The following is a 19,219-nucleotide window of genomic DNA, read 5'->3' as shown; positions in this document are numbered from 1 at the left end:
CTGGGAGAAGTCGGTAGGAAGGGGATTACGCGTTCTCGCTGAGCTCGATGGCGGCCGCGGGGCAGACGGCGGCGGCCTCGCGGACGGACGCGTGCAGATGCTCGGCGGGCTCCACCTCCAGCAGGATGACGATGCCGTCGTCCTCACGCTGGTCGAAGACGTCCGGCGCGAGCAGCACGCACTGGCCCGCACCGCAGCACTTGTCCTCGTCAACGCGTACTTTCATCTGATGTTCCTCTCTGTTCGTCGGGTGTGAAAGGGGCCGCCCACAGCGCGACCACGGCGTCGATCAGCCCGGTCGCGGCGTCGTGCCAGGTGGCCCTGGGCGTGGGCCGGCCCTCGGCCAGAGCGCGTTCGCGCTCGGCGCACATGTGGACCATCAGCTGGCTCGTCATTTCGCTGCGCTCCGCGCGTACCTCGGGGGGCAGCTGGGGCAGGCACCGGTTGAGCCCGGTGACGATCTCGACGAGCGTGGGCGAAGTCAGGGCCTCGTCGATCATGATGTCGCGCAGCGCGGGGTCGGTCGTCACCTGCGCGCCGAACCTGGCGAACCACGTGGGGCTGCCCAGCGCGTCCAGGTGCTCGGTGACCGGGCGGATCAGGCAGGCCGCCCAGTCGCGTGCGTCGGCCGAGTCGCCGATCTCGGCCAGCATGCGCTCGCGGATGCGCTCGAGCTGCTCGGCGTGCTTGCGCACGATCGCGCGCACCAGATCGGCCTTCGTGCCGAAGTGGTAGCCGACCGCCGCGTTGTTGCCCTGGCCCGCGGCCTCGCTGACCTGCCTGTTGGACACGGCGAACACGCCCTGCTCGGCGAACAGCCGCTCCGCGGCCGTCAGGATCTGCTCACGGGTCGCGCTGACCCGCTCGGCTCGCACGGCCATCCTCACCACCGCACCGGGGCTTCCTCCTGCTCACCGCCGGATTGACTCACCGTGACCTCCCAGAGTGGACATCGATCCGGGTTCACCCAACCAAAGCGTGAATGCTTAAGTCAAGCGACTGAATTAAAAACTACCCTCTTCGAGGCGTACGCGAGCATGGGACGGCCTCCCACGGGTGTGGAGGGGACCCGGGGGAGGCCGTCAGCGAGTGGGGGTCAGATGCTGATGCGGCCCGCGCCCGCACCTCCGGTCACGATCGACTTCACGCTGGAGGGGGTGTCCAGGGTGAAGGAGTACGGGATCGAGCCGACGCTGCCTCCGGCGCTGCCGCTGCCGGAGTTCACGAAGTAGTTGTTGCGGGCGACGAGGTTGCCCGCGGGAGAGCTGCCCTCGCCACGGTGGAACGGGTCCTTGGTGTTCTCGAAGTAGTTGCCCTCGACGAGGACGCCCGCCTCACAGGTGGACGCCACACCGTAGCTGCCGATGTTGGAGTAGAAGTTGTTGTACACGTGCACCGGGTTGCCGAAGCGCACCCGCGGGTGGCGCTGGTTGGTCCCGTCGAACCAGTTGTGGTGGTAGGTCACCCTCAGGTGGCCGCGGTCCTCGCCGCCGTTGCTGTCGCTGTGGCCGAGCAGCATGGTCTTGTCGTGGCTCGAGAACCTGTTCCAGGAGACGGTGACGTAGTCGCTGGCGCGCTTGATGTCCACCGCTCCGTCGTAGCCGTTGCTGAAGGAGTTGTGGTCGATCCACACCCGCGTGGAGTACTGGACGTTGATACCGTCGTCGTTCCAGTTGCGGAAGGTCAGGTTGCGGATGATGACGTTGGACGCGTTGGAGACGTTGAATCCGCAGCCGGCGATCACCGCGCCGGAGTTGCCGATGACGGTCTTGTTCGAGGCCACGCGGAGCATGCCGGAGCAGGAGATCGTCCCCGACACCCTGATCACCGCGGTGGAGCCGGACGACAGGGCGCTGGACAGGGCGGAGGACGAGCTCACCGTCGTCGGGGACGTGTTGCCACCGCCCGTCGTGCCGCCGCCCTGCGTAGCCCATCCGACCGGGGCGCTGTCGGCCGCCGACGCGGGCTGCGCGGTCATGGCCGGCCCGGCCACCCCGGTGATCGCGGCGGTAAGGCCGCTGACCAGTTTGGAGGTGCGTCGCATCTCTGTTCTCCTCCCGTGCTTGCGAGTCGTTTCCTGACTGCCGTTCACATTTGTGAACGCCACACACATGAGCGAACGACCGCAACGGTAGGAAAGCGCTTTCCTAGCGTCAATGCCGGGACCGGTGACGATCACTGCCGAAAAAGCATCGCCGCTGGCCAGCGACCCACCTCGGGGCTTTCTCACGGTGAAACTTTCATGTCGGGCCGCCCTTGAGGGTGCCGAATCGGAAATTTACGATCTCCGGCAGTGTGGACAAGCGTGTCCGTCGTCGTGGCATCCTGATCGGCTGCGATGTTGGGGTTCCAGGTCTTCGCCGTCACTGGAGCGCAAGGAATGATCGATCTTCACTTCGTCGGGCCCAGCCGCCCGGCCAACGACTACCCGTTCGTCGACGTGACCGACGGCGACACCCCGAAGATCGAGATGTCGGTCCGCATGGTGTCGATCGACACCCCGGAGAGCCACTACGGCGGCAGCCCGCCGACCGCCCAGGCAACCCTTGAACGCACCAAGGCCCGGCTTCAGGACGGCACGTACGACGCTCTCCCCCAGCACCTGCGCGACTACCTCGTCTCGCGCATCACCTCCGACGCCGCCCTGCACCACCTGACCGCCGGCGAGCTGGCGGCCGAGGCACACCGGACCATGGTGAAGACCCGGCTGACCCGCCGGGACGGGACGCGACGCAAGATGGCGGTCGTCGCCACCGGCGAGCTCGTCGAGGGCCACGGGCGCCTGCTGGCCTACACCGCGCCCTGGTTCGCCGGCTCCGCGTCCGATCCGCTGCCGCCGCGCGACGATCCCGAGCGGCGTACGTTCAACCTCGACATGGTGGCGCTCGGCTGGGCCGCCACCTTCGTGATCTACCCCTCCATCCCGCCCACTTTCGACCTGAACCTGCTGCTCACCGAGGCCGAGGCGGCATGGCAGGAGAAGCGCGGCGCCTGGTCACATTTCGGCCCGGATCTGCTGCTGGGGTACGAGTACCGCGCCTGCGTCAAACTCGGCACCCAGCACCTGGACGACCCCGCGGAGGCGATCGGGGAGGCCTATCAGCGCGTGTGCGTGGACCTGCGTACGCTGACCGAGGTCGGCCTGTACGGCTACCACGAGGTGCCGCCGCCGTACCGGCTGTGGATCTGGGCCAAGGACCTGGACCAGGCCCGAAGGGACCTGCCCATCAAGCACTGACCCGCCGGGGCGGTTCGTTCTTGGGCCCAGGCGGGCGCCGGTGGCGGTCTCCTCCGTGAGGAATTCCAGGCGAAGCGCCGCAGCTCCGGGTCCAGCGAGACCTCACGGGCAAGGCGGTCAAGCGGTCCTGCGCGCCCTGAGGCCATCGAGCAGCACGGTAGTGAGCGGGTCGTCGGGCCGGGCGCCAGGGCGGCAGACCATCACGTTGAGCAGCTCGACGACCTGCTCCGGCGTGAGGTCGCGGCGCATCGTGCCTTCTTCCTGCGCTTGCTCGACGACCTCGGTCAGCAACGCGTTGACCTCCCGTACGAGCTCGCGGGTCGAGGGCGGCGCCGGGGGCGTCCCGACGAGTGAAGTGATCAGGGCGAACGGCTGACCGGCGCAGTGACGCACGACGCGCAGGAGCACCTCCCAGCGGGAGATGTCCTCGGCCGATTGCGCCAGGGCGTGGTCGCGCAGAGCGTGCAGCGCCGTGTTCGCGATGTCCGTGACGAGGGTGAGCCGGTCGGGGAAGTGGCGATAGAGCGTACCCACGCCGAGTCCCGCCGCGCGGGCGATGTCCTCCATGGACACGGCGGGTCCGTGCTCGGCGAACAGGTCGAGCGCGGTCGTCGTGATGCGTTCGCGGTTGCGCCGCGCGTCAGCTCTTACCATTCACCCCCCTTACCGGAATTTCCGATTCAGGTTATCGTAGCCGCCTTCCTTAAGCGGAATATTGTCTTCACCTTAGGAGCAGCCATGAAGCTCGGTGTCTACCTCCACAGCGGCGGCGCAAGCGTGGACTCCCTGGTCGGGCATGTGCGCGACGCGAAGGCCGCGGGTTTCGAGAGCGCCTTCTTCAGCCAGCTGACCTCGTGGGACTCGATCACTGTGGCGGCGCTGGCCGGACGGGAGGTGCTGGGCATCGACGTCGGCACGGCCGTGGTGCAGACGTACCCGAGGCACCCGCTGGCGCTGGCCGGACAGGCGCTCACCGCCCAGTCCGTCAGCGGGAACACCTTCACGCTCGGCCTCGGCCCGAGCCACCGGGAGATCGTCGAGGGGGCGTTCGGCCTGTCCTATGACCGCCCCGCCCGGCACGTGCGCGAGTACCTCAGCGCGCTGATGCCGCTGTTGCGCGGCGAGACGGTCGAGTACCGCGGCGAGACGCTCTCGGCCGTCGGACAGGTGGACGCGCCCGGCGTCGCCGCGCCACCGGTGCTGCTGTCGGCGCTCGGCCCGATGATGCTGCGCATCGCGGGAGAGTTGGCCGACGGCACGGTCACCGTCTGGACGGGCGCCCAGGCGATCAGCGAGCACATCGTGCCGCGCATCACCGAGGCCGCGCGGGCGGCGGGCCGCCCCTCACCACGGGTGGTGGCCAGTGCCATGGTGGCCGTCACGGACGATCCCGAACGGGTCCGTGGCGAGATCGGCGAACGTTTCGGCTTCGCCGGGAGCTTCGCCAGTTACGGCTCCATGCTGGAGCGCCAGGGCCTTTCCGGCGTGCACGAGACGGTTATCGCCGGAGACGAGCGCACCGTCGAGAAGTCGATCGCCCAGTACGCGGACGCCGGCACGACGGAGTTCCTGGTCAGCCCGGTCGGAGACGCGCAGGAGCGGGCCCGCACCCTCGACTTCTTCCGCCGCTGAGACCAGGTGGCGGGGATCACCCACTCCCGCCGCCGCCACAACCCCCGCCGCCGCAGCCACCGCCCCCACAACCCCCGCCACCGCATCCCCAGCCGCCGCTGCCGGGGATGGCCCCGTACGAGTGGCTGAGGCCCAGGTCAGCCGGGTAGAGATGGCCGTCGGGGATCGCCCGGGTGCTGAGCTCGGCCGACAGCCCGGGGTCCCCGAGGTGGCTCAGCCCGTAGAGGGCCAGCGGCATGGCCACCGCGTCGGCGACGACCCCGTGCGGGTGCTCCCGCCGCGCCTTCTCCACGTGGTGGCGCCCCGCCCGGCCCAGCGTGACCCGCCGGTTCCCGGCGTACAGGGGTGCGAGCTTCTTGGCCACCAACCAGCTCGCGCCGAACCCCAGCAGGCTCGCCACCGACAGCTCCGGCGAGCCCATCACGATCATGACGATCACGTTGACCACCGCCCCGCCGACCGCGATCGCGGGGATCCACCTCAGCAGGTCCCGGCAGACGCGGTACCCGGCCACGGCCCGAGGATCGACGATCAGGCCCAGGCCGACGAGCCTGTCCCTGATCTCGGCGACCTCCGCGCTCCCCGCCAGTTCGCGCTTGACGCGCATGGCCGGGCGGCCGACCGACCGCGCGGCCATGATCTCGAGCAGTCGCTGCTCCACCGGGTGTCCCGCGGAGACGGCGGTGCGGACGCGGTGCAGCTTGCCCCCTCTCGAGACCCGGATCTCGCCCTCCCTCGACAGCAGCCCCACTACGGTGTCCGCCACCCGCCAGGGGCCGCCCGCCAGATAGGCGAGGTCGTAGTAGCCGAGCTCGACGTCCCGCAGCCCGCCGATCCGCAGGCGGGCCCGGGCCAGCGACAACTCCGCCGTGAGAACCGTGCCGACGGTGACCGCCCCCAGCAGCGCCGACACGAGAGCCAGGACAACGTCCATGAGACCTCCCCGTTTCCCGATCAACGCATTAGGGGGAGATAAGGGTTCCGGTCAACGGACTTCCCGTGAGGCCGCGGTGCGGATGATGCCCAGCGCCTCCTCGAGGCGGTCCGCGTGGGTGCGGAAGTTGAGCACGCACAGGCGCAGGAAGAACCTCCCGTCGATGGTCGTGCTGCTCAGGTACACGCGCCGGGTGGCGTTGATCTCGGCCAGGAACCGCCTGTTGCGTTCGTCCGTACCGCGTAGCCGGAAGAGCACCACGGTCAGGTCCGGCTGCCACGGCACCTCGAAGCGCGCGTCCTGGGCGAGGCGGCGGTGGAGGTCGGCGGTGAGATCGAGCTTCTCGTCCAGTTCCCGTTCGAAGGCTTGTACACCGTGCAGGTGCAGCGGCAGCCAGAGCCGCAGCCCGCGGAACTCCCGGGTCAGCTCCACCCCGAGGTGCCCGAAGTCGGGCAGGTCGCCCGTCGGGCTGAGGTCCTGGAGGTACCGGCCGTCGGCCGCGTGGGCGGCATGCAGGACGTGCGGGTCGCGCACCAGCAGCAGGCCGGTGCCGTACGGGAGGAAGAGGCTCTTGTGCGGGTCCAGCACGATCGAGTCGGCCGTCTCCATCCCGGAGAGGCGGGCCCGGCCGCGCTCGGTGAGCTGGAATCCCCCGCCGTAGGCGGCGTCCACGTGGAACCACAGCCCTTCCCTGCGGGCCAGCTCGCCCAGCTCGGCCAGCGGGTCGACGGTGCCGGAGCTGGTGGTCCCCGCGGTGCCGACCAGCAGGAACGGGCGGAGCCCCGCGGCGCGGTCGGCGGCGATCATCGTGGCCGCCGACGGGACGTCCATGCGCAGGTCGGCGGTGGCGGGCACGATGCGGATCCGTTCGGCGGGCAGACCGGCGATGCGGGCGGCCTTGGCGACGCAGTAGTGCGTGTGCTCGGTCACGTAGATCGTGCCGTCCCCCAGGGCGTGGCTCGCGGCTGCCGTGCCGTCCGCCAGCGACTGGCGCGCGGCGAGCAGGGCTGACAGCGTCCCCACCGAGCCGCCTGTCGTGACCAGCCCGCCCGCTCCCGGCGGCAGCCCGAACCGGTCGCAGAACCAGGTCAGCACCCCGTGCTCCATGGCCACCAGCGCGGGCGCCGTCTGGGCCACGCCGGTGAACCGGTTGACGGTCTCGGCCAGCAGCTCGGCCAGCGCGGCGGTGACCAGCCCGCCCGCCGGGAAGTAGGCGAGATAGCCCGGCCCGGCCGTGTCCACGCCCTGCCCGGCGGCCTCGCGGAAAAGCTCCAGGAGCGCGCCGAAGTCGCCGGGGCCGTCGCCGGGCGGCCGCCGCAGGGCGGTGGTCAGCCGTTCGGCCTGCTCGTAGTCGCTCGCGGGGGCCGAGTCCAGCTCGCGGACCCAGTCGGCCAGGAAGTCCACCGCGTGCCGGCCCAGGCGTGCGATGGCGGAGGGGTCGAGGTCAAGGGGAAGAGCACGTTCGTCGGTTGTCACCCGGGCACGGTAGACAGGCGGCGTACGTGAAGGATTGGACGTTATTGCACCCCGCGCTGGTAAGCGCGCGGCGGCACGCCGACGAGGCGGCGGAAATGCCGCGACAGGTGCGACTGGTCGCAGAACCCCACCGTCACGGCCGCCTCGGCGGGCGGTGTGCCCTGCCGCAGCAGTTCACGGGCCTTCGCCACGCGCAGCTGGGTCACGTAGGCGTGCGGCGGCATGCCGTACGCCCGCCGGAACGAGCGCACCAGCGCGTACGGCGTGACCCCAGCCACGGCCGCCAGCTCGGCCAGGCCGGGCGGGTCCGGCATCGTGGCGTGCAGCAGGTCGCGTACTCGGGCCGCGCTCCGCCTGCCGATCCCACGGGTCTGGCGCTGCGGCCGGCGCGTGCCGTACGTGCGGATCATGAGGACCAGCAGCGTGTGGAGCTGGGAGTCGGCGGCCAGCGACGCGCCGGTCTCCGCCGCGCGGTGGGCGGCCAGCACCCGCCGGGCCATCGGCGCGTCGGCGATCACCCGCCGGTCGAACGACGGCGTCCCGCCCGGCACACCGAGCTCGTCCGCGACCTCGCGCACCTGCTCGACGCTCGGGTACAGCACCCGGTACACCCAGCCGTCGGCGGTGTGGGACTGGCCCGTGTGGACGACGCCCGGCTCGATCAGCACGACCTCGTCCACGCCCGTGCGCTCCACCCCGTCGGAGAAACGGATCTCCTCCAGGCCGGCCTCCACCGTCCCGAGCGCGTACGTCTCATGGCTGTGCCGGGCGAACCGGTGCCGGACGAACTGCGCGCGCATCAGGTCCAGGCCGCCGAGCCCGTGATAGCGCCAGTAGCGGGCAAGTTCCACATGTCCCTTCATAGCGCGAAATCACCCGCGGCAGCAGGGTGAGCTCCGTCGTCACCGGACCAGGTTTGGGGGATCAGCCGGGATCGCCTGACGGCTGCTCGATCGGGAACTGGATCGGGCTGATCAGGTACTGCGTGCGCCCCGGCGCGGGGGCGTTGTCCAGCACCGGCACGATCGCACGGCGCAGCTGGGCGATCAGCTCCAGCAGCTCGTCCCGCGTGAGCCAGACGGCGTGCTGGCGGTAGCCGACGAGGTCCGCCGCCGGATCGGCGTGTTCCTTGTCCAGATAGGCGTTGAACTCGGCGAGCAGGGCGGCCATCGCCACGGCGAACCCGCGCCGGTGGTCCTCCGTCGTCAAGGATCCGGCGGTGCCGGCGTCGATCGTGGCCCGGTCCTGGCGCAGCCGGTAGAGGCGCTCCACCGCGCCGCGCACCCGCCGCTCCTCGGCCACCTCCAGGATCCCCCCGGCGGCCAGCAGCTCGATGTGCCGGTAGACGGTGGCCTTCGAGACGTCGGGGATGCGAGCGCACAGCTGGGAGGTGGTCAGCGTCCGGTCGCCGCGTAGCGCGTGGACGATGCGTAGGCGTACGGGCTGCCCCAGAAGCTCCAACGGGTCCATTCCCCTACGATCTCATGCTCTGCCACCTTTCTCGAAAGTCGAGAAAGCCTTACCGCGACTTCCCACGGTCCCGCTGGAAGGTGGCGTACAACCACCACAGCGAAGGCAGCAGCAGGACCGCGCCCACGGCCAGCGATCCCAGGCTGGCCGCCAGGACCGCGTCGGTGGCGGCCGCCTCGTCCAGGGAGACGCCGGGGAGCGGCGCGGGATACTGCCCGACGCCCCAGCCCCACAGCAGCCCCATCACTGCCAGGGCGGCGGTGAGCCGTACGGCCACGTACGCGCGCCACCACATCAGCGCGAGCGAGGCCAGCCCCGCCACCACGGAGAGCAGGAGGAGCGGCAGAGCCCGCCCCGACGTCAGCTCGGTGTACAGATCAGGCGTGTCGGCCCGCAGGACGATCAGGCCCACGGCCGAGAGCGCCCCGACGGCCACGCCGCAGACCAGCGCGCGCCGGCGGAAGGCCGCCACGAGGTCGGCGGCGCCGGCGCGCTGGGCGTCGCGGGTCAGGTAGACGCAGGCGAGGTAGGCGGCGACGCCGACGGCCAGCGCCCCCGCTGTCACGGAGGTGGGGTTCAGCCAGCTGCCCACCAGGTCGCCCCTGGCGATGCCGAGCGGCACCCGGCCCGAGGCGATGGCGCCCGCGACCGTGCCCAGGAAGAACGGGGTGACGACGGAGGAGAAGGCGAACGTGGCGCCGAACAGCCGGCGCTGCCACAGCTCCGTGGAGACCTTGCGGAAGGCGAACGCGGCGCCGCGGCCGATGATGCCCAGCGCGGCGAGCGTGAGCGGGATGTAGAGAGTGGAGGCGACGGCGGCGAACACCGATGGGAGCCCGGTCCACGTCAGCACGATCACGAAGATCAGCCACACGTGGTTGGCCTCCCAGACCGGGCCGATCGAGTGCTCGATCAGCTCCCGCTGCCGATGCCCGGTCTTGGCGCCGCCGGCGAGCAGGTCCCAGACGCCGCCGCCGAAGTCCGCGCCGCCGAACAGCACGTAGGCGGTCAGGCCGACCCACAGGACCGCGAGCATGATCTCCGGCAGCGACATGCTCACACGACCTTGTAACCGCTGATGTCGCGTTCCTGGGGCGCGACCGGCACCGGGACGTCGCGGGCCAGGCGGCGCAGCACGTAGACGGTGGCCACGGTGAGCAGCAGGTAGACCACCGTGACGAGGACGAACCCGTACACCAGGCCGGGCGCCGGGTTGACCGCCTGCGACGTGCGCAGCACCCGGAAGACGATCCACGGCTGGCGGCCCACCTCGGTGACGACCCAGCCGGACTCCAGCGCCAGCACCGCGGCCACGCCCGACGCCGCCGCCGCGCGCAGGAACCAGGGCGAGCGGGGCAGGTCACGCCGCCGCCGCCACTCCCACGCCAGCCAGGCGGCCAGGGCCAGCAGGGCGAAACCGAACGCGACCATGATCTGGAACGCCCAGTGCACCACGTTGACCGGCGGACGGTCGCCGGGCGGCACCTCCTCCAGCCCGTGGATCTCGGCGTTCGGGTCCCAGTGCGCCAGCAGCGACAGCCCGTACGGGAGCTCCAGGGCGTACCGCATCTCGCCGTCGATCGCGATGCCGCCGAGATGGAGCGGGACCCCGCGCCCGGTCCTGAACACGCCCTCCATGGCGGCGAGCTTGACCGGCTGCTGGTCGGCGACGGCGTGGGCGGCCCAGTCTCCCACGCCGATCTGCACCGGGGTGATGACCGCCGCCACGGTCAGCGGCAGCAGCAGGCCGAGCCGGTGGTAGCGGTCGCGGCGGCCGCGCAGCATGGCGACGGCGTAGACGCTCGCCATGCCGAACCCGGCGACCATGAACGCGGCCAGGATCATGTGCGTGGTCATCGGCGGCGTGGCCGGGTTGAACATCGCCCCCCACGGATCGACCGACACGACGCGGCCGTCCTTCACCTGGAAGCCGGTCGGCCGCTGCATCCAGGCGTTGGCGCTGACGACGAAGAACGCGCTGGCCACCCCCGCCAGCACGATCGGGACCCCGGCCAGCAGGTGCGCCCTGGGTGGCAGCCGGTCCCAGGCGTACAGGTAGATCCCCACGAAGATGGCCTCGATGAAGAACGCGATGCCCTCCAGGGAGAACGGCAGGCCGATGACCTCGCCGTACACGCCCATCATGCCCGGCCACAGCAGGCCCATCTCGAACGACAGGATCGTGCCCGAGACCGCCCCCACCGCGAACAGCACGCCCATCGCCTTGGCCCACCGGCGGGCCAGCAGCCGGTAGTGCGAGTCGCCACTGCGGTGCCCCCGCCATTCGGCGATCAGCGTGATGGCCGGCATCCCGACGCCGAAGCAGGCGAGCACGATGTGCCAGCCCAGCGAGAGCGCCATCTGCATCCGCGCGGCGCCCAGGTCGGCACCGTTCAGGACATGAACGGCGATCCCGGCCCCGTGACACATGACCTTCGCTCCCCCGCTGCTCGGCTCGATCCCGCCGTCGCGGGTCCTGCCCGGCATCGGGTACAGGTAATGCCACGCCTATCTGTAGCTCTGGTGTCACTCCGAGCAGCCGCAGCTACGCCGCGGCACCAGGGCCGCTGCCGGCGGCTCGGCGCGCCCGTCAAGGGAGAGCAGCAGGTCCACGGCCTGTTCGGCCATGGCCTGGAGCGGCTGTTCGGTGACCGTCAGCGCGGGAGCGGTGTAGGCGCTCTCGGGGGTCCCGTCGAGGCTGATCAGGGCGAGTCGGTCGGGGACGGGAAGGCCGCAGGCCCAGGCGCCGGACAGGACGCCGATGGCCTGCTCGTCGGTGGCCGCGATCAGGGCGCGCGGCAGGGCGCCCTCCGAGATCAGGCGGCGGGTCAGTACGTCCGCCGCGGCCCGCGAGTAGTCGGAGCGCAGGAGCACGGAGCCGGGGTCACCGCCGACCGCCGCCTCCCAGGCCTCCCGCCGCACTCCCACGGGGCCTCCGTCGTGCGGACCCGCCAGGAAGGCGACGCTCCGGTGCCCGTGCTCGCGCAGGTGCGCGACCGCCTGCCGCACGGCCGCGCGGTTGTCGGCCGCCACCACCGGCGCGTGCCCGTCTGCGGGGCCATGGTGGACGTACACGGCGGGTACGCCGGTCGGCGCCGCCGCGTCACCGGCGGTGTCAGATGAGACGATGATCAGCCCGTCGACCTGGGCGGCCAGGAAGCGCTCGACGAGATGCCCCTGGCGCTCCGGGGAGTATCCCGCGTTGCCCACCAGCGTGAGCCGGTCGTGCCTCTCCAGCGCCTGCTCGACGTGCCTGGCCAGAGCGCCGAAGTACGGGTTGGACGCGTCCGCCAGCACCAGGCCCACCACCCCCGTGGTGCGCGAGCGCAGTGCGCGGGCGATGCGGTTGGGGCGGTAGCCGAGCTCGGCCGCCGCGGCCAGGACGCGCTCGCGGGTCGCGGCGGCCACGGGACGGGGGCCGTTGTTGATCACATAGCTGACCACCGCCGTCGAGGTCCCCGCTCTGCGGGCGACGTCGGCCAGAGTGCTCGGGCGTTTCGTCATAGCGGTTTACATTCTCGCATCTAATCGTTTAGATATAGCCTTCTAAACGATTAGATTCTTGGAGGTGTGTGCCGTGCTGCCCTTGATCGTCGACACCGACACGGGCTCCGACGACGCGGTGGCGCTGCTGCTGGCCGCCGCCAGCGGTCGGGGCGACGTCCGCGCCGTGACCACGGTGGCGGGCAACGTGCCCCTGGCGACCGGGACCCGTAACGCGCTCATCTCCTTAGTGGTGGCCGGGCGCGGCGACATTCCCGTCCACCCCGGCTGCGAGCGTCCGATGACCCGCCTGCTCTCCACCGCCCAGCACGTGCACGGCCATGACGGGATGGGCGACATCGGCCTGCCGGCCCCCGAGCACGCTCCCCAGAGCGAGCACGCGGTCGACGTCCTCGTGCATCACCCGCGCCGGCACCCCGGCGAGCTGACCCTGGTCACCCTCGGGCCGCTCACCAACCTCGCCGTCGCCCTGCTCCGCGACCGAAACCTGCTCGACCGGTACCGGCACGTCTACTGCATGGCCGGCGCCGCCGACATGCGCGGCAACATCTCGGCCACCGCCGAGTTCAACGTGTGGGCCGATCCCGAGGCCGCCCGGGTGGTGCTGGAGTCGGCCACGCCGGACAAGGTGACCTGGATCGGCTGGGACGTCTCGCGCAAGGACGCCGTCATGACGCCCGCCGACCAGCTCTGGCTGGAGCAGCTCGACACCCCCATGGCCGCCTTCGCCCACCGCGTCAACCGCAAGGTCGCCGCGTGGGCCCGGAACGTCACCGGCCTGGACGGATACGACCTACCCGATCCCGTCGCGATGGCCGTGGCGCTCCGGCCCGAGCTGATCGTCGAGCAGGAGCAGGTGCACGTGGACGTCTCCCTCGGCGACGAGACCTGCGGCCAGCTGATCATCGATCGTCGCCGCTCCGCTCCGGCCCCGAACGTGACGCTGGTCCGGCGGGTCGACGAGCACGGCTTCAAGCAGTTGCTGTTCGACACCTGTGCCCCGGAAGGACATCGATGACCCCGCGCTACGAGCTCCACTGCCACCTCGACGGATCGGTACGCCCCGGCACGGTCGCCGACCTGGCCCGCAGCCAGGGCATCACCCTGGACGGCCCCGTCGAGCGGCTGGTCACGGCGCCCGCCTGCGGCAGCCTGGCCAAGTTCCTCACGTACATCGACGTGCCTCTCCAGGTGCTGCAGACCCCCGACGCGCTGAGCAGGGCCGCCCGCGAGCTGGTCGAGGACTGGCAGGCCGACGGCGTGGTCTACGGCGAGGTGCGCTTCGCCCCCCAGTTGCACGGCCGGCACGGCATGTCTCAGGACGAGGCGGTCGAGGCCGTCGCGGAGGGCCTGGCGGCAGGGCGGGCGGCGACCGGAGTGCGTACCGGGCTGCTGCTGTGCTGTCTGCGGCACCAGACGCCGGAGGAGAGCCTGTCCATCGCCGAGACGGCGCTGCGGCACCGCGACAAGGTGGCCGGGCTCGACCTGGCCGGCGACGAGCGGCTGCACCCCGGCGCGCCGCACCGGGCCGCCTTCGACCTGGCCCACGCGGCGGATCTGCCGTGCACGGTGCACGCCGGCGAGGCGGCGGGTCCGGAGAGCATGTGGGAGGCGATCGACGTGCTCGGCGCCCGCCGGATCGGCCACGGCGTACGGTGCGCGGCCGACGTCGCGCTGCTCGACCGGCTGCGGCACGACCGGATCGCGCTGGAGATGTGCCCGATCAGCAACGTGCTGACCGGCGCCGTCCCCAGCCTGGACGGACACCCGGCCACCCGGCTCCTGGCCGCCGGGCTGCCCGTCACCATCAGCACCGACGCGCGCACCACCGCGGGGACCACGCTGGCCAGGGAGTTCGAGGGGTGGACGGCCGAGCAGGAGGAGCTCGCCCAGGCCCACGCGGCCGCCGCGGCGTTCGGGAACTGAAATTTTCACCGCCCGTGTTGTCGGCCCGAACACTCTATGCCGCTTCGAAGACGTGACAACCAGGGCTCGGTCGGGCTGCTGGAGGTACGCGCTTACGGCTGACGCCGAGGAGGGCACCCGGGCCGGGTGCCCTCCAAGGGGTCACTCAGCGGGACAGACCGTGCCGGGCGGCGGCAGCTTCAGATCCACCAGGTACGTGGTGGCGTGCCTGATCGGGCATTTCTTTCCGGACAGGTACATGACGTGCCCGGGCCCGTCGTAGGCCACGGTGACCGAGCCCGGGATCAGCTTCGTGAAGCTCTCGGTCCATCCGTAATCGACCCACGTGGTGCCGACACCCAGGAAGGGCGGCAGCCCGCGGGCCGGCAAGGGGCGGGACGGGTTGGCCACCGGCAGGGGCCAACCGGCGCAGCCCAGCGCGTCGAAACTGGCTGCGCCGAAGTTGGGCGAGACCGCGCGCGCCCGGATGCGGGCTTCCTGGAACCGGGCGTAGCTCGCGAACCCTCGATCGTCCCCGCAGCTCATCGCGAGGGCCGCGGGCGTGGCCCAGACGCGTGCGTTGCCGAGGGCGAAGTCGGCGAAACCGGAGCCGTCGCCCCGGCGTGCCTTGTCCACGGCGTCGGCGAAGGCCAGCCACCGGGAGTTCCCCGGTCCCGGGTCCCTGACGAAGCCGAAGCTCCGCAGGTGCCAGCCGGTCAGCTCGCCCTTGCCGAACTGCGACGAGGTGACCGGGATGGGCTTGCGATCGGCGTCCCGGGTGAGCTTGAGCCAGACCGCTCCGGCGTCCTCGCCGTGCAGCGCGCAGGCAGGAGTGGTCGCGCACCAGTTGGTGAACGTGGGGAACACCAGCCGCTCGATCTGCCGCAGCGACAGGAGCTGCTGACCGAGCCAGCCGGTGGTCTGGTTGATCGTTCCGTCCAGGTACATGGCCCTGATGCGCTGCGGGAAGAGCCGGGCGTAGGCGGCCGCGGGGACCCCTCCGTAAGAGTTGGCCATGAAGCTCAGCCGCTCCTCGCCCAGCGCCGCGCGGACGGCCTCCATGTCCCTGGCCACCGAGAGCGAGTCCATGTGGGCGAAGAGCCCGGTCTTGTCGTCGTTCTGGCAGGTCCTGAACGCCTTGGCCATCGCCGCCGACAGGGCCTCGTACTGCTTCCGGTTCTTGGGCTCGTACAGCGACGTCCCGGGCTGGTTACAGGACGCGGGCAAGTGGTCCCGCCACACGGTGTTGCGCGGGTTGTAGGCGACGAGGTCGAAGCGGCGGCCCAGTTCGGCGAGGTCGGACACGGCCCGCTTGAGCTCGTCGATGCCCTTCGCGCCGGGGCCCCCGGGGATGCCGAGCACGCTGCCGATGCGGTGTGCGGGCTCGGTGGCGGGCAGCCTGGCCAGGTCCAGTGCGACCTTCGGCCCGTCCGGCTTCGTCCAGTCCAGGGGCACCTCGATCGTGGCGCACTCCATGCCCCTGGGCACGTTCTCGCCCGGGCATGCGCGCCACGTCAGCCCCTGGGCGACTGCCGCGGGTGTGCCCGTCAGCGCCGCCGCCAATGCCATACCGACGACCAAGGCTCTGGTCTTGCCAGGCATGTCGAATCCTCCGTTTCCTGGAACTCTTGATGACCACGCTCGCCGAGCGGAGCGGCCGGACACCACGGGGACGTCCGCCGTATCGGCTTCGGGATGTCCCCCGGGGCTGTCCGGCTGGCCTCCCGGCGCGGGTCTTCGCCAAGCTGGACGGGTGGACAAGTGGCGAGCGGCGGTCACCGCGCCGGTGGAGGCACGAGCGTGGCGGGAGCTCGGGTACGCGCTGACCATGCCGCTGATGGCGGGGGCCGGTCTGGTCTATCTCCTCGTCGTGCTGCTGTGCGGCCTGATGGCGGCCAACATCGTCGGGCTCCCGCTCCTCGCCCTCTCCGTGCGGGGGGCCAGGGGGTTGGGCGCGGCGAACCGGGGGCTGGCGCGGGCGCTGACGGGGGTGCGGGTGCCCGCGCCGGCCCCGTTCCGGTCCGAGCCTGGCCTGCTCAACCGGATGATGGCGGCGCTCGGCGAGGTCGCGGGATGGCGGGCGATCATCCACAGCCTCGTCAGGCTGCCGGCGGCGGTCCTCGCCTTCGCCGTCGCCGCCGGGCTGTGGGGCGGCGGCCTGTTCCTGCTCGTTTCCCCGCCATGGTGGCCGGCCGTGGTGGCCGGGCCGGTGCTGCTGGTGCTGGCACCGTGGGGCGTACGTCTCGCCCTCGTCCCCGAGCTGAAGCTCGTACGGACGCTCCTCGGACCGGCCCCTGGCACCGCGCGGATCCAGGCGCTGGAGCGCACGCGGGCGCTGGCCGTGGACGACGCCGCGGCCGCGCTGCGCCGGATCGAACGCGACCTGCATGACGGGACGGCGGCCCGGCTGGTCACGCTGGCGATGAGCCTGGGCATGGCGCAGGAGGAGCTGGCCGAGGCTCACGAGCCCGACCGGCTGGAACGCGCCCGCTCCCTGGTCGACAGCGCGCACCGCACGGCCAAGGAGACCCTGACCGAGCTGCGCGACCTGATCCACGGCATCCACCCGCCCGCGCTGGACAAGGGGCTCGAGATCGCCGTGGCCACGCTCGCCGCACGCAGCCCGCTCCCCGTCGAGCTCGACACCGACCTGCCCGAGCGGCCGTCCCCCGCGGTGGAGAGCATCGCCTTCTACTGCACGGCGGAGCTCCTCGCCAACGTGGCCAAGCACAGCGGCGCCCGGCGCGCCTCGGTCGAGGTACGGTCGCGGAATGGCCGGCTTAGGCTGCTCGTGTTCGACGACGGCCACGGCGGCGCGGCGATGGACCATGAAACCGGGACCGGGCTGCGCGGCCTCGCCGACCGCGTGCACATGGTGGACGGCCACCTCGACCTCCGCAGCCCGGCCGGTGGACCTACGATGATCAGCATCGACCTTCCCCTGCACGTCTGACTCCCCGCACCTCCGAACGGAACCCGCATGCGCATCGTCATCGCCGAGGACGCCGTGGTCCTCAGAGACGGCCTCTGCCTGCTGCTCACCTCCCGGGGCCACCAGGTCGTCGCCGCCGTGGGAGACGGCGACGCGCTGCGGGCGGCCGTGGCCGAGCACCGCCCCGACGTGGCGGTGGTCGACGTACGCATGCCGCCGGCCCACACCGACGAGGGTCTGCGTGCCGCGATCCGGATCCGCCGCGACCACCCGGACCTGGGCGTGCTGGTCTTCTCCCAGTACATCGAGACCCGGTACGCGGCCCAGTTGCTCGCCGAGGGGGCCCGCGGGGTCGGTTACCTGCTGAAGGAGCGCGTCGCCGACGTCAAGGACTTCCTCTCCGCCCTCGCCCGGATCGCCGACGGGGAGACCGTGCTGGACCCTGAGGTCGTCACCCAGATCATGGGCGCCAGCCGGCGCGTGGAGGCCCTCTCCATGCTCACCCCCAGAGAGCGCGAGGTGCTGGCCATGATGGCGGAGGGCCGCTCCAACAGCGCCATCGCCGACGCGCTGTTCCTCTCGTACGGCTCGGTGGAGAAGCACGTGACGCAGATCTTCACCAAGCTGGGCCTGTCGCCCTCGGACAGCGACCACCGCCGGGTCCTCGCCGTCCTGCACTACCTGCAGGACGGCGATAACACGTGACGCGGGGGCGTCACACGTCGTCGTACTCGACCGCGTAGTCCTGCTGCGACCGGTCCTTCAGCATGGCCGCCGCAACCACGCTGATCAGCGCACATATCGCCATATATACGGCGACGGCGAACGAGCTCTTGTAGGTGGCGTACAACCACACCGCGATCAACGGCGCGGGCCCGCCCGCCGTCACCGAGGCCAGCTGGTATCCGAGCGAGGCCCCGCTGTAGCGCAGCCGCCCGGTGAAGCTCTCAGCGATGAACGTGGCCTGCGGGCCGTACTGGATGTCGTGGATGGGCGCGGCCAGCACGATGGCCAGGAAGACCAGCGAGGGCACGCGGGTGTCGAGCAGCGGCCAGTAGATGAACGACCAGGCCACCATGGCCGCGGCGCCGACGATGTAGAGCCTCCGGCGCCCCACGAGGTCGGAGATGTATCCCCAGAAGGGCACGGTGAACAGGGACACGATCCCGGCGGCGATGACGTACGGGTAGATCTCCCCCGCTTCGAACCCCAGGGTCTTGGTGGCGTACGTCAGGATGAAGACGGTGAAGATGTAGAACGGCGCCTGCTGCCCGGTCCTGAGCAGCGCGCTCAGCACGATCTCCCGCCAGTTCCTGACGATGACCTCGCGCACGGGGACCCGCTCGACCCGGTTCTCCTTCAGGACCTTGGCGAAGACCGGCGTCTCCAGGATGCCGAGCCTGATGTAGAGGCCGACGCCGGCCATCACGATGCTGAGCAGGAACGGGATGCGCCATCCCCAGTAGGGGTCGAGCGGCTGGAACACCTCGAGCGCCAGGTAGCCGAGCACGAGCCCGACCGGCACCCCGAACTGCGGCCAGCTGCCCAGGAAGCCGCGCCGCCCGCCGCGCGACCTGCCCCACTCGGTGGCCAGCAGCACGGAGCCGCCCCACTCGCCTCCGACGCTGATGCCCTGGAGCAGCCGGAGCGCGGTCAGCAGGATGCCGCCCCAGACGCCGATCTGCTCGTACGTCGGGACCACGCCGACGAGCGCGGTGGCGACGCCCATGCTCAGGAGGGTGATGATGAGGGTGGCCTTGCGCCCGATCCGATCGCCGTAGTGCCCGAAGATCGCCGCCCCGATCGGGCGGGCGGCGAACCCGCCGAAGTAGGTGCCGAGTGACAGCAGCAGACCCGTCGTGGGGTCACTCTTCGGGAAGAACAGGTTCGCGAAGATCGTGCTGGCGGCGAAGCCGTACAGGAAGAAGTCGTACCATTCGATCGAGGTCCCCACGGCGGAGGCGATCACCGCCCGGACCAGCTGCCTTCTCGTCTGTGATGGTTGTCCTGTCGCGTCGAGTCGCTGCTCCTCTACCATCTACCGCTCCTCGGTAGGTCTTGCCTTTCCCGCGACGGTACATGAGTCGTGATCGACGGTCACCAGTCCGATCACCGGGTGCCCGCGCGC

Annotated in this window: 19 protein-coding genes; 6 read left to right on the top strand and 13 right to left on the bottom strand. The window is 71.2% G+C overall.

Features of this window, described 5'->3' with window-relative positions:
• Window positions 1–25: 25 nt before the first annotated feature.
• The 3 genes from ABD830_RS46520 to ABD830_RS46510 form a co-directional block, all read right to left on the bottom strand.
• The gene (locus ABD830_RS46520) at window positions 26–226 is read right to left on the bottom strand and encodes a ferredoxin (protein WP_345001741.1); all 201 of its coding nucleotides are present in this window, start codon (window positions 224–226) and stop codon (window positions 26–28) included.
• A complete protein-coding gene (locus tag ABD830_RS46515; protein ID WP_345001738.1) occupies window positions 210–881 on the bottom strand; it encodes a TetR/AcrR family transcriptional regulator in 672 nt (223 codons plus the stop codon). Before ABD830_RS46515 ends, ABD830_RS46520 begins: the two co-directional genes overlap by 17 nt.
• 215 nt (window positions 882–1,096) lie before the next feature.
• Window positions 1,097–2,044 (bottom strand): pectate lyase family protein, encoded by a 948-nt coding sequence (locus ABD830_RS46510; RefSeq protein WP_345001735.1) that lies wholly within the window; start codon window positions 2,042–2,044, stop codon window positions 1,097–1,099.
• 336 nt (window positions 2,045–2,380) lie between these two features.
• Here ABD830_RS46510 and ABD830_RS46505 point away from each other — a divergent pair, with 336 nt between their 5' ends.
• Window positions 2,381–3,238, top strand: coding sequence for a hypothetical protein (locus tag ABD830_RS46505; protein ID WP_345001732.1), 858 nt, complete (start codon window positions 2,381–2,383; stop codon window positions 3,236–3,238).
• A gap of 117 nt (window positions 3,239–3,355) precedes the next feature.
• On the opposite strand, the gene ABD830_RS46500 is transcribed toward ABD830_RS46505, so the two are convergent.
• On the bottom strand, window positions 3,356–3,892 hold the full coding sequence (locus ABD830_RS46500) for a TetR/AcrR family transcriptional regulator (protein WP_345001729.1): 537 nt from the start codon (window positions 3,890–3,892) through the stop codon (window positions 3,356–3,358).
• Window positions 3,893–3,976: 84 nt separating this feature from the next.
• Between ABD830_RS46500 and ABD830_RS46495 the strand changes: the two genes are divergently transcribed.
• A complete protein-coding gene (locus ABD830_RS46495; protein ID WP_345001727.1) occupies window positions 3,977–4,870 on the top strand; it encodes an LLM class F420-dependent oxidoreductase in 894 nt (297 codons plus the stop codon).
• 16 nt (window positions 4,871–4,886) lie between these two features.
• Here the strand turns inward: ABD830_RS46495 and ABD830_RS46490 are convergent, their stop codons facing one another.
• The 7 genes from ABD830_RS46490 to ABD830_RS46460 form a co-directional block, all read right to left on the bottom strand.
• A complete protein-coding gene (locus ABD830_RS46490) occupies window positions 4,887–5,804 on the bottom strand; it encodes a TIGR04222 domain-containing membrane protein (RefSeq protein ID WP_345001725.1) in 918 nt (305 codons plus the stop codon).
• A 51-nt stretch (window positions 5,805–5,855) separates the two neighbouring features.
• Window positions 5,856–7,280, bottom strand: a complete 1,425-nt coding sequence (locus tag ABD830_RS46485; RefSeq protein WP_345001723.1) for a pyridoxal phosphate-dependent decarboxylase family protein — start codon at window positions 7,278–7,280, stop codon at window positions 5,856–5,858.
• 41 nt (window positions 7,281–7,321) lie between these two features.
• Complete coding sequence (locus ABD830_RS46480) at window positions 7,322–8,131, bottom strand: AraC family transcriptional regulator (RefSeq protein WP_345001720.1); 810 nt, start codon at window positions 8,129–8,131, stop codon at window positions 7,322–7,324.
• A 73-nt stretch (window positions 8,132–8,204) separates the two neighbouring features.
• The gene (locus ABD830_RS46475; protein WP_345001718.1) at window positions 8,205–8,750 is read right to left on the bottom strand and encodes a helix-turn-helix domain-containing protein; all 546 of its coding nucleotides are present in this window, start codon (window positions 8,748–8,750) and stop codon (window positions 8,205–8,207) included.
• A 49-nt stretch (window positions 8,751–8,799) separates the two neighbouring features.
• Window positions 8,800–9,804 carry a cytochrome d ubiquinol oxidase subunit II gene (locus ABD830_RS46470; RefSeq protein ID WP_345001716.1) on the bottom strand — a complete coding sequence of 335 codons (1,005 nt, stop codon included), beginning with the start codon at window positions 9,802–9,804 and terminating at the stop codon, window positions 8,800–8,802.
• Window positions 9,805–9,806: 2 nt separating this feature from the next.
• Window positions 9,807–11,237, bottom strand: coding sequence for a cytochrome ubiquinol oxidase subunit I (locus ABD830_RS46465; protein WP_345001714.1), 1,431 nt, complete (start codon window positions 11,235–11,237; stop codon window positions 9,807–9,809).
• 39 nt (window positions 11,238–11,276) lie between these two features.
• Entirely contained in the window at window positions 11,277–12,254 is a 978-nt protein-coding gene (locus ABD830_RS46460; protein ID WP_345001712.1) for a LacI family DNA-binding transcriptional regulator, read from the bottom strand.
• A 73-nt stretch (window positions 12,255–12,327) separates the two neighbouring features.
• On the opposite strand from ABD830_RS46460, the gene ABD830_RS46455 reads away from it, so the two are divergent.
• Together ABD830_RS46455 and add are read left to right on the top strand one after the other, a co-directional pair.
• Entirely contained in the window at window positions 12,328–13,272 is a 945-nt protein-coding gene (locus tag ABD830_RS46455; protein WP_345001709.1) for a nucleoside hydrolase, read from the top strand.
• Window positions 13,269–14,180 carry an adenosine deaminase gene (gene add, locus ABD830_RS46450; RefSeq protein WP_345001707.1) on the top strand — a complete coding sequence of 304 codons (912 nt, stop codon included), beginning with the start codon at window positions 13,269–13,271 and terminating at the stop codon, window positions 14,178–14,180. The genes ABD830_RS46455 and add overlap by 4 nt, the downstream gene beginning before the upstream one ends.
• A 141-nt stretch (window positions 14,181–14,321) precedes the next feature.
• Here the strand turns inward: add and ABD830_RS46445 are convergent, their stop codons facing one another.
• Window positions 14,322–15,761: an alpha/beta fold hydrolase gene (locus tag ABD830_RS46445; RefSeq protein WP_345001705.1), complete on the bottom strand. Its 1,440-nt coding sequence runs from the start codon at window positions 15,759–15,761 to the stop codon at window positions 14,322–14,324.
• A gap of 151 nt (window positions 15,762–15,912) precedes the next feature.
• Between ABD830_RS46445 and ABD830_RS46440 the strand changes: the two genes are divergently transcribed.
• Both ABD830_RS46440 and ABD830_RS46435 read left to right on the top strand, forming a co-directional pair.
• Window positions 15,913–17,112 carry a sensor histidine kinase gene (locus ABD830_RS46440; RefSeq protein ID WP_345001703.1) on the top strand — a complete coding sequence of 400 codons (1,200 nt, stop codon included), beginning with the start codon at window positions 15,913–15,915 and terminating at the stop codon, window positions 17,110–17,112.
• A 27-nt stretch (window positions 17,113–17,139) separates the two neighbouring features.
• Window positions 17,140–17,796 carry a response regulator gene (locus tag ABD830_RS46435; protein WP_345001701.1) on the top strand — a complete coding sequence of 219 codons (657 nt, stop codon included), beginning with the start codon at window positions 17,140–17,142 and terminating at the stop codon, window positions 17,794–17,796.
• A 10-nt stretch (window positions 17,797–17,806) separates the two neighbouring features.
• Here the strand turns inward: ABD830_RS46435 and ABD830_RS46430 are convergent, their stop codons facing one another.
• The gene (locus ABD830_RS46430) at window positions 17,807–19,129 is read right to left on the bottom strand and encodes an MFS transporter (RefSeq protein WP_345001699.1); all 1,323 of its coding nucleotides are present in this window, start codon (window positions 19,127–19,129) and stop codon (window positions 17,807–17,809) included.
• Window positions 19,130–19,219 lie beyond the last annotated feature (90 nt).

This window comes from Nonomuraea helvata, assembly GCF_039535785.1.
Lineage (GTDB): Bacteria > Actinomycetota > Actinomycetes > Streptosporangiales > Streptosporangiaceae > Nonomuraea > Nonomuraea helvata.
The sequence above is the reverse complement of the archived record's forward strand: the minus strand, read 5'-3'. Positions and strand labels throughout refer to the sequence as shown.

Coding starts and splice junctions, on each gene's coding strand:
- ABD830_RS46520 (WP_345001741.1), bottom strand. CDS start 226: ATGAAAGTACGCGTTGACGAGGACAAGTGCTGCGGTGCGGGCCAGTGC.
- ABD830_RS46515 (WP_345001738.1), bottom strand. CDS start 881: ATGGCCGTGCGAGCCGAGCGGGTCAGCGCGACCCGTGAGCAGATCCTG.
- ABD830_RS46510 (WP_345001735.1), bottom strand. CDS start 2,044: ATGCGACGCACCTCCAAACTGGTCAGCGGCCTTACCGCCGCGATCACC.
- ABD830_RS46505 (WP_345001732.1), top strand. CDS start 2,381: ATGATCGATCTTCACTTCGTCGGGCCCAGCCGCCCGGCCAACGACTAC.
- ABD830_RS46500 (WP_345001729.1), bottom strand. CDS start 3,892: ATGGTAAGAGCTGACGCGCGGCGCAACCGCGAACGCATCACGACGACC.
- ABD830_RS46495 (WP_345001727.1), top strand. CDS start 3,977: ATGAAGCTCGGTGTCTACCTCCACAGCGGCGGCGCAAGCGTGGACTCC.
- ABD830_RS46490 (WP_345001725.1), bottom strand. CDS start 5,804: ATGGACGTTGTCCTGGCTCTCGTGTCGGCGCTGCTGGGGGCGGTCACC.
- ABD830_RS46475 (WP_345001718.1), bottom strand. CDS start 8,750: ATGGACCCGTTGGAGCTTCTGGGGCAGCCCGTACGCCTACGCATCGTC.
- ABD830_RS46470 (WP_345001716.1), bottom strand. CDS start 9,804: ATGTCGCTGCCGGAGATCATGCTCGCGGTCCTGTGGGTCGGCCTGACC.
- ABD830_RS46465 (WP_345001714.1), bottom strand. CDS start 11,237: ATGCCGGGCAGGACCCGCGACGGCGGGATCGAGCCGAGCAGCGGGGGA.
- ABD830_RS46460 (WP_345001712.1), bottom strand. CDS start 12,254: ATGACGAAACGCCCGAGCACTCTGGCCGACGTCGCCCGCAGAGCGGGG.
- add (WP_345001707.1), top strand. CDS start 13,269: ATGACCCCGCGCTACGAGCTCCACTGCCACCTCGACGGATCGGTACGC.
- ABD830_RS46445 (WP_345001705.1), bottom strand. CDS start 15,761: ATGCCTGGCAAGACCAGAGCCTTGGTCGTCGGTATGGCATTGGCGGCG.
- ABD830_RS46435 (WP_345001701.1), top strand. CDS start 17,140: ATGCGCATCGTCATCGCCGAGGACGCCGTGGTCCTCAGAGACGGCCTC.
- ABD830_RS46430 (WP_345001699.1), bottom strand. CDS start 19,129: ATGGTAGAGGAGCAGCGACTCGACGCGACAGGACAACCATCACAGACG.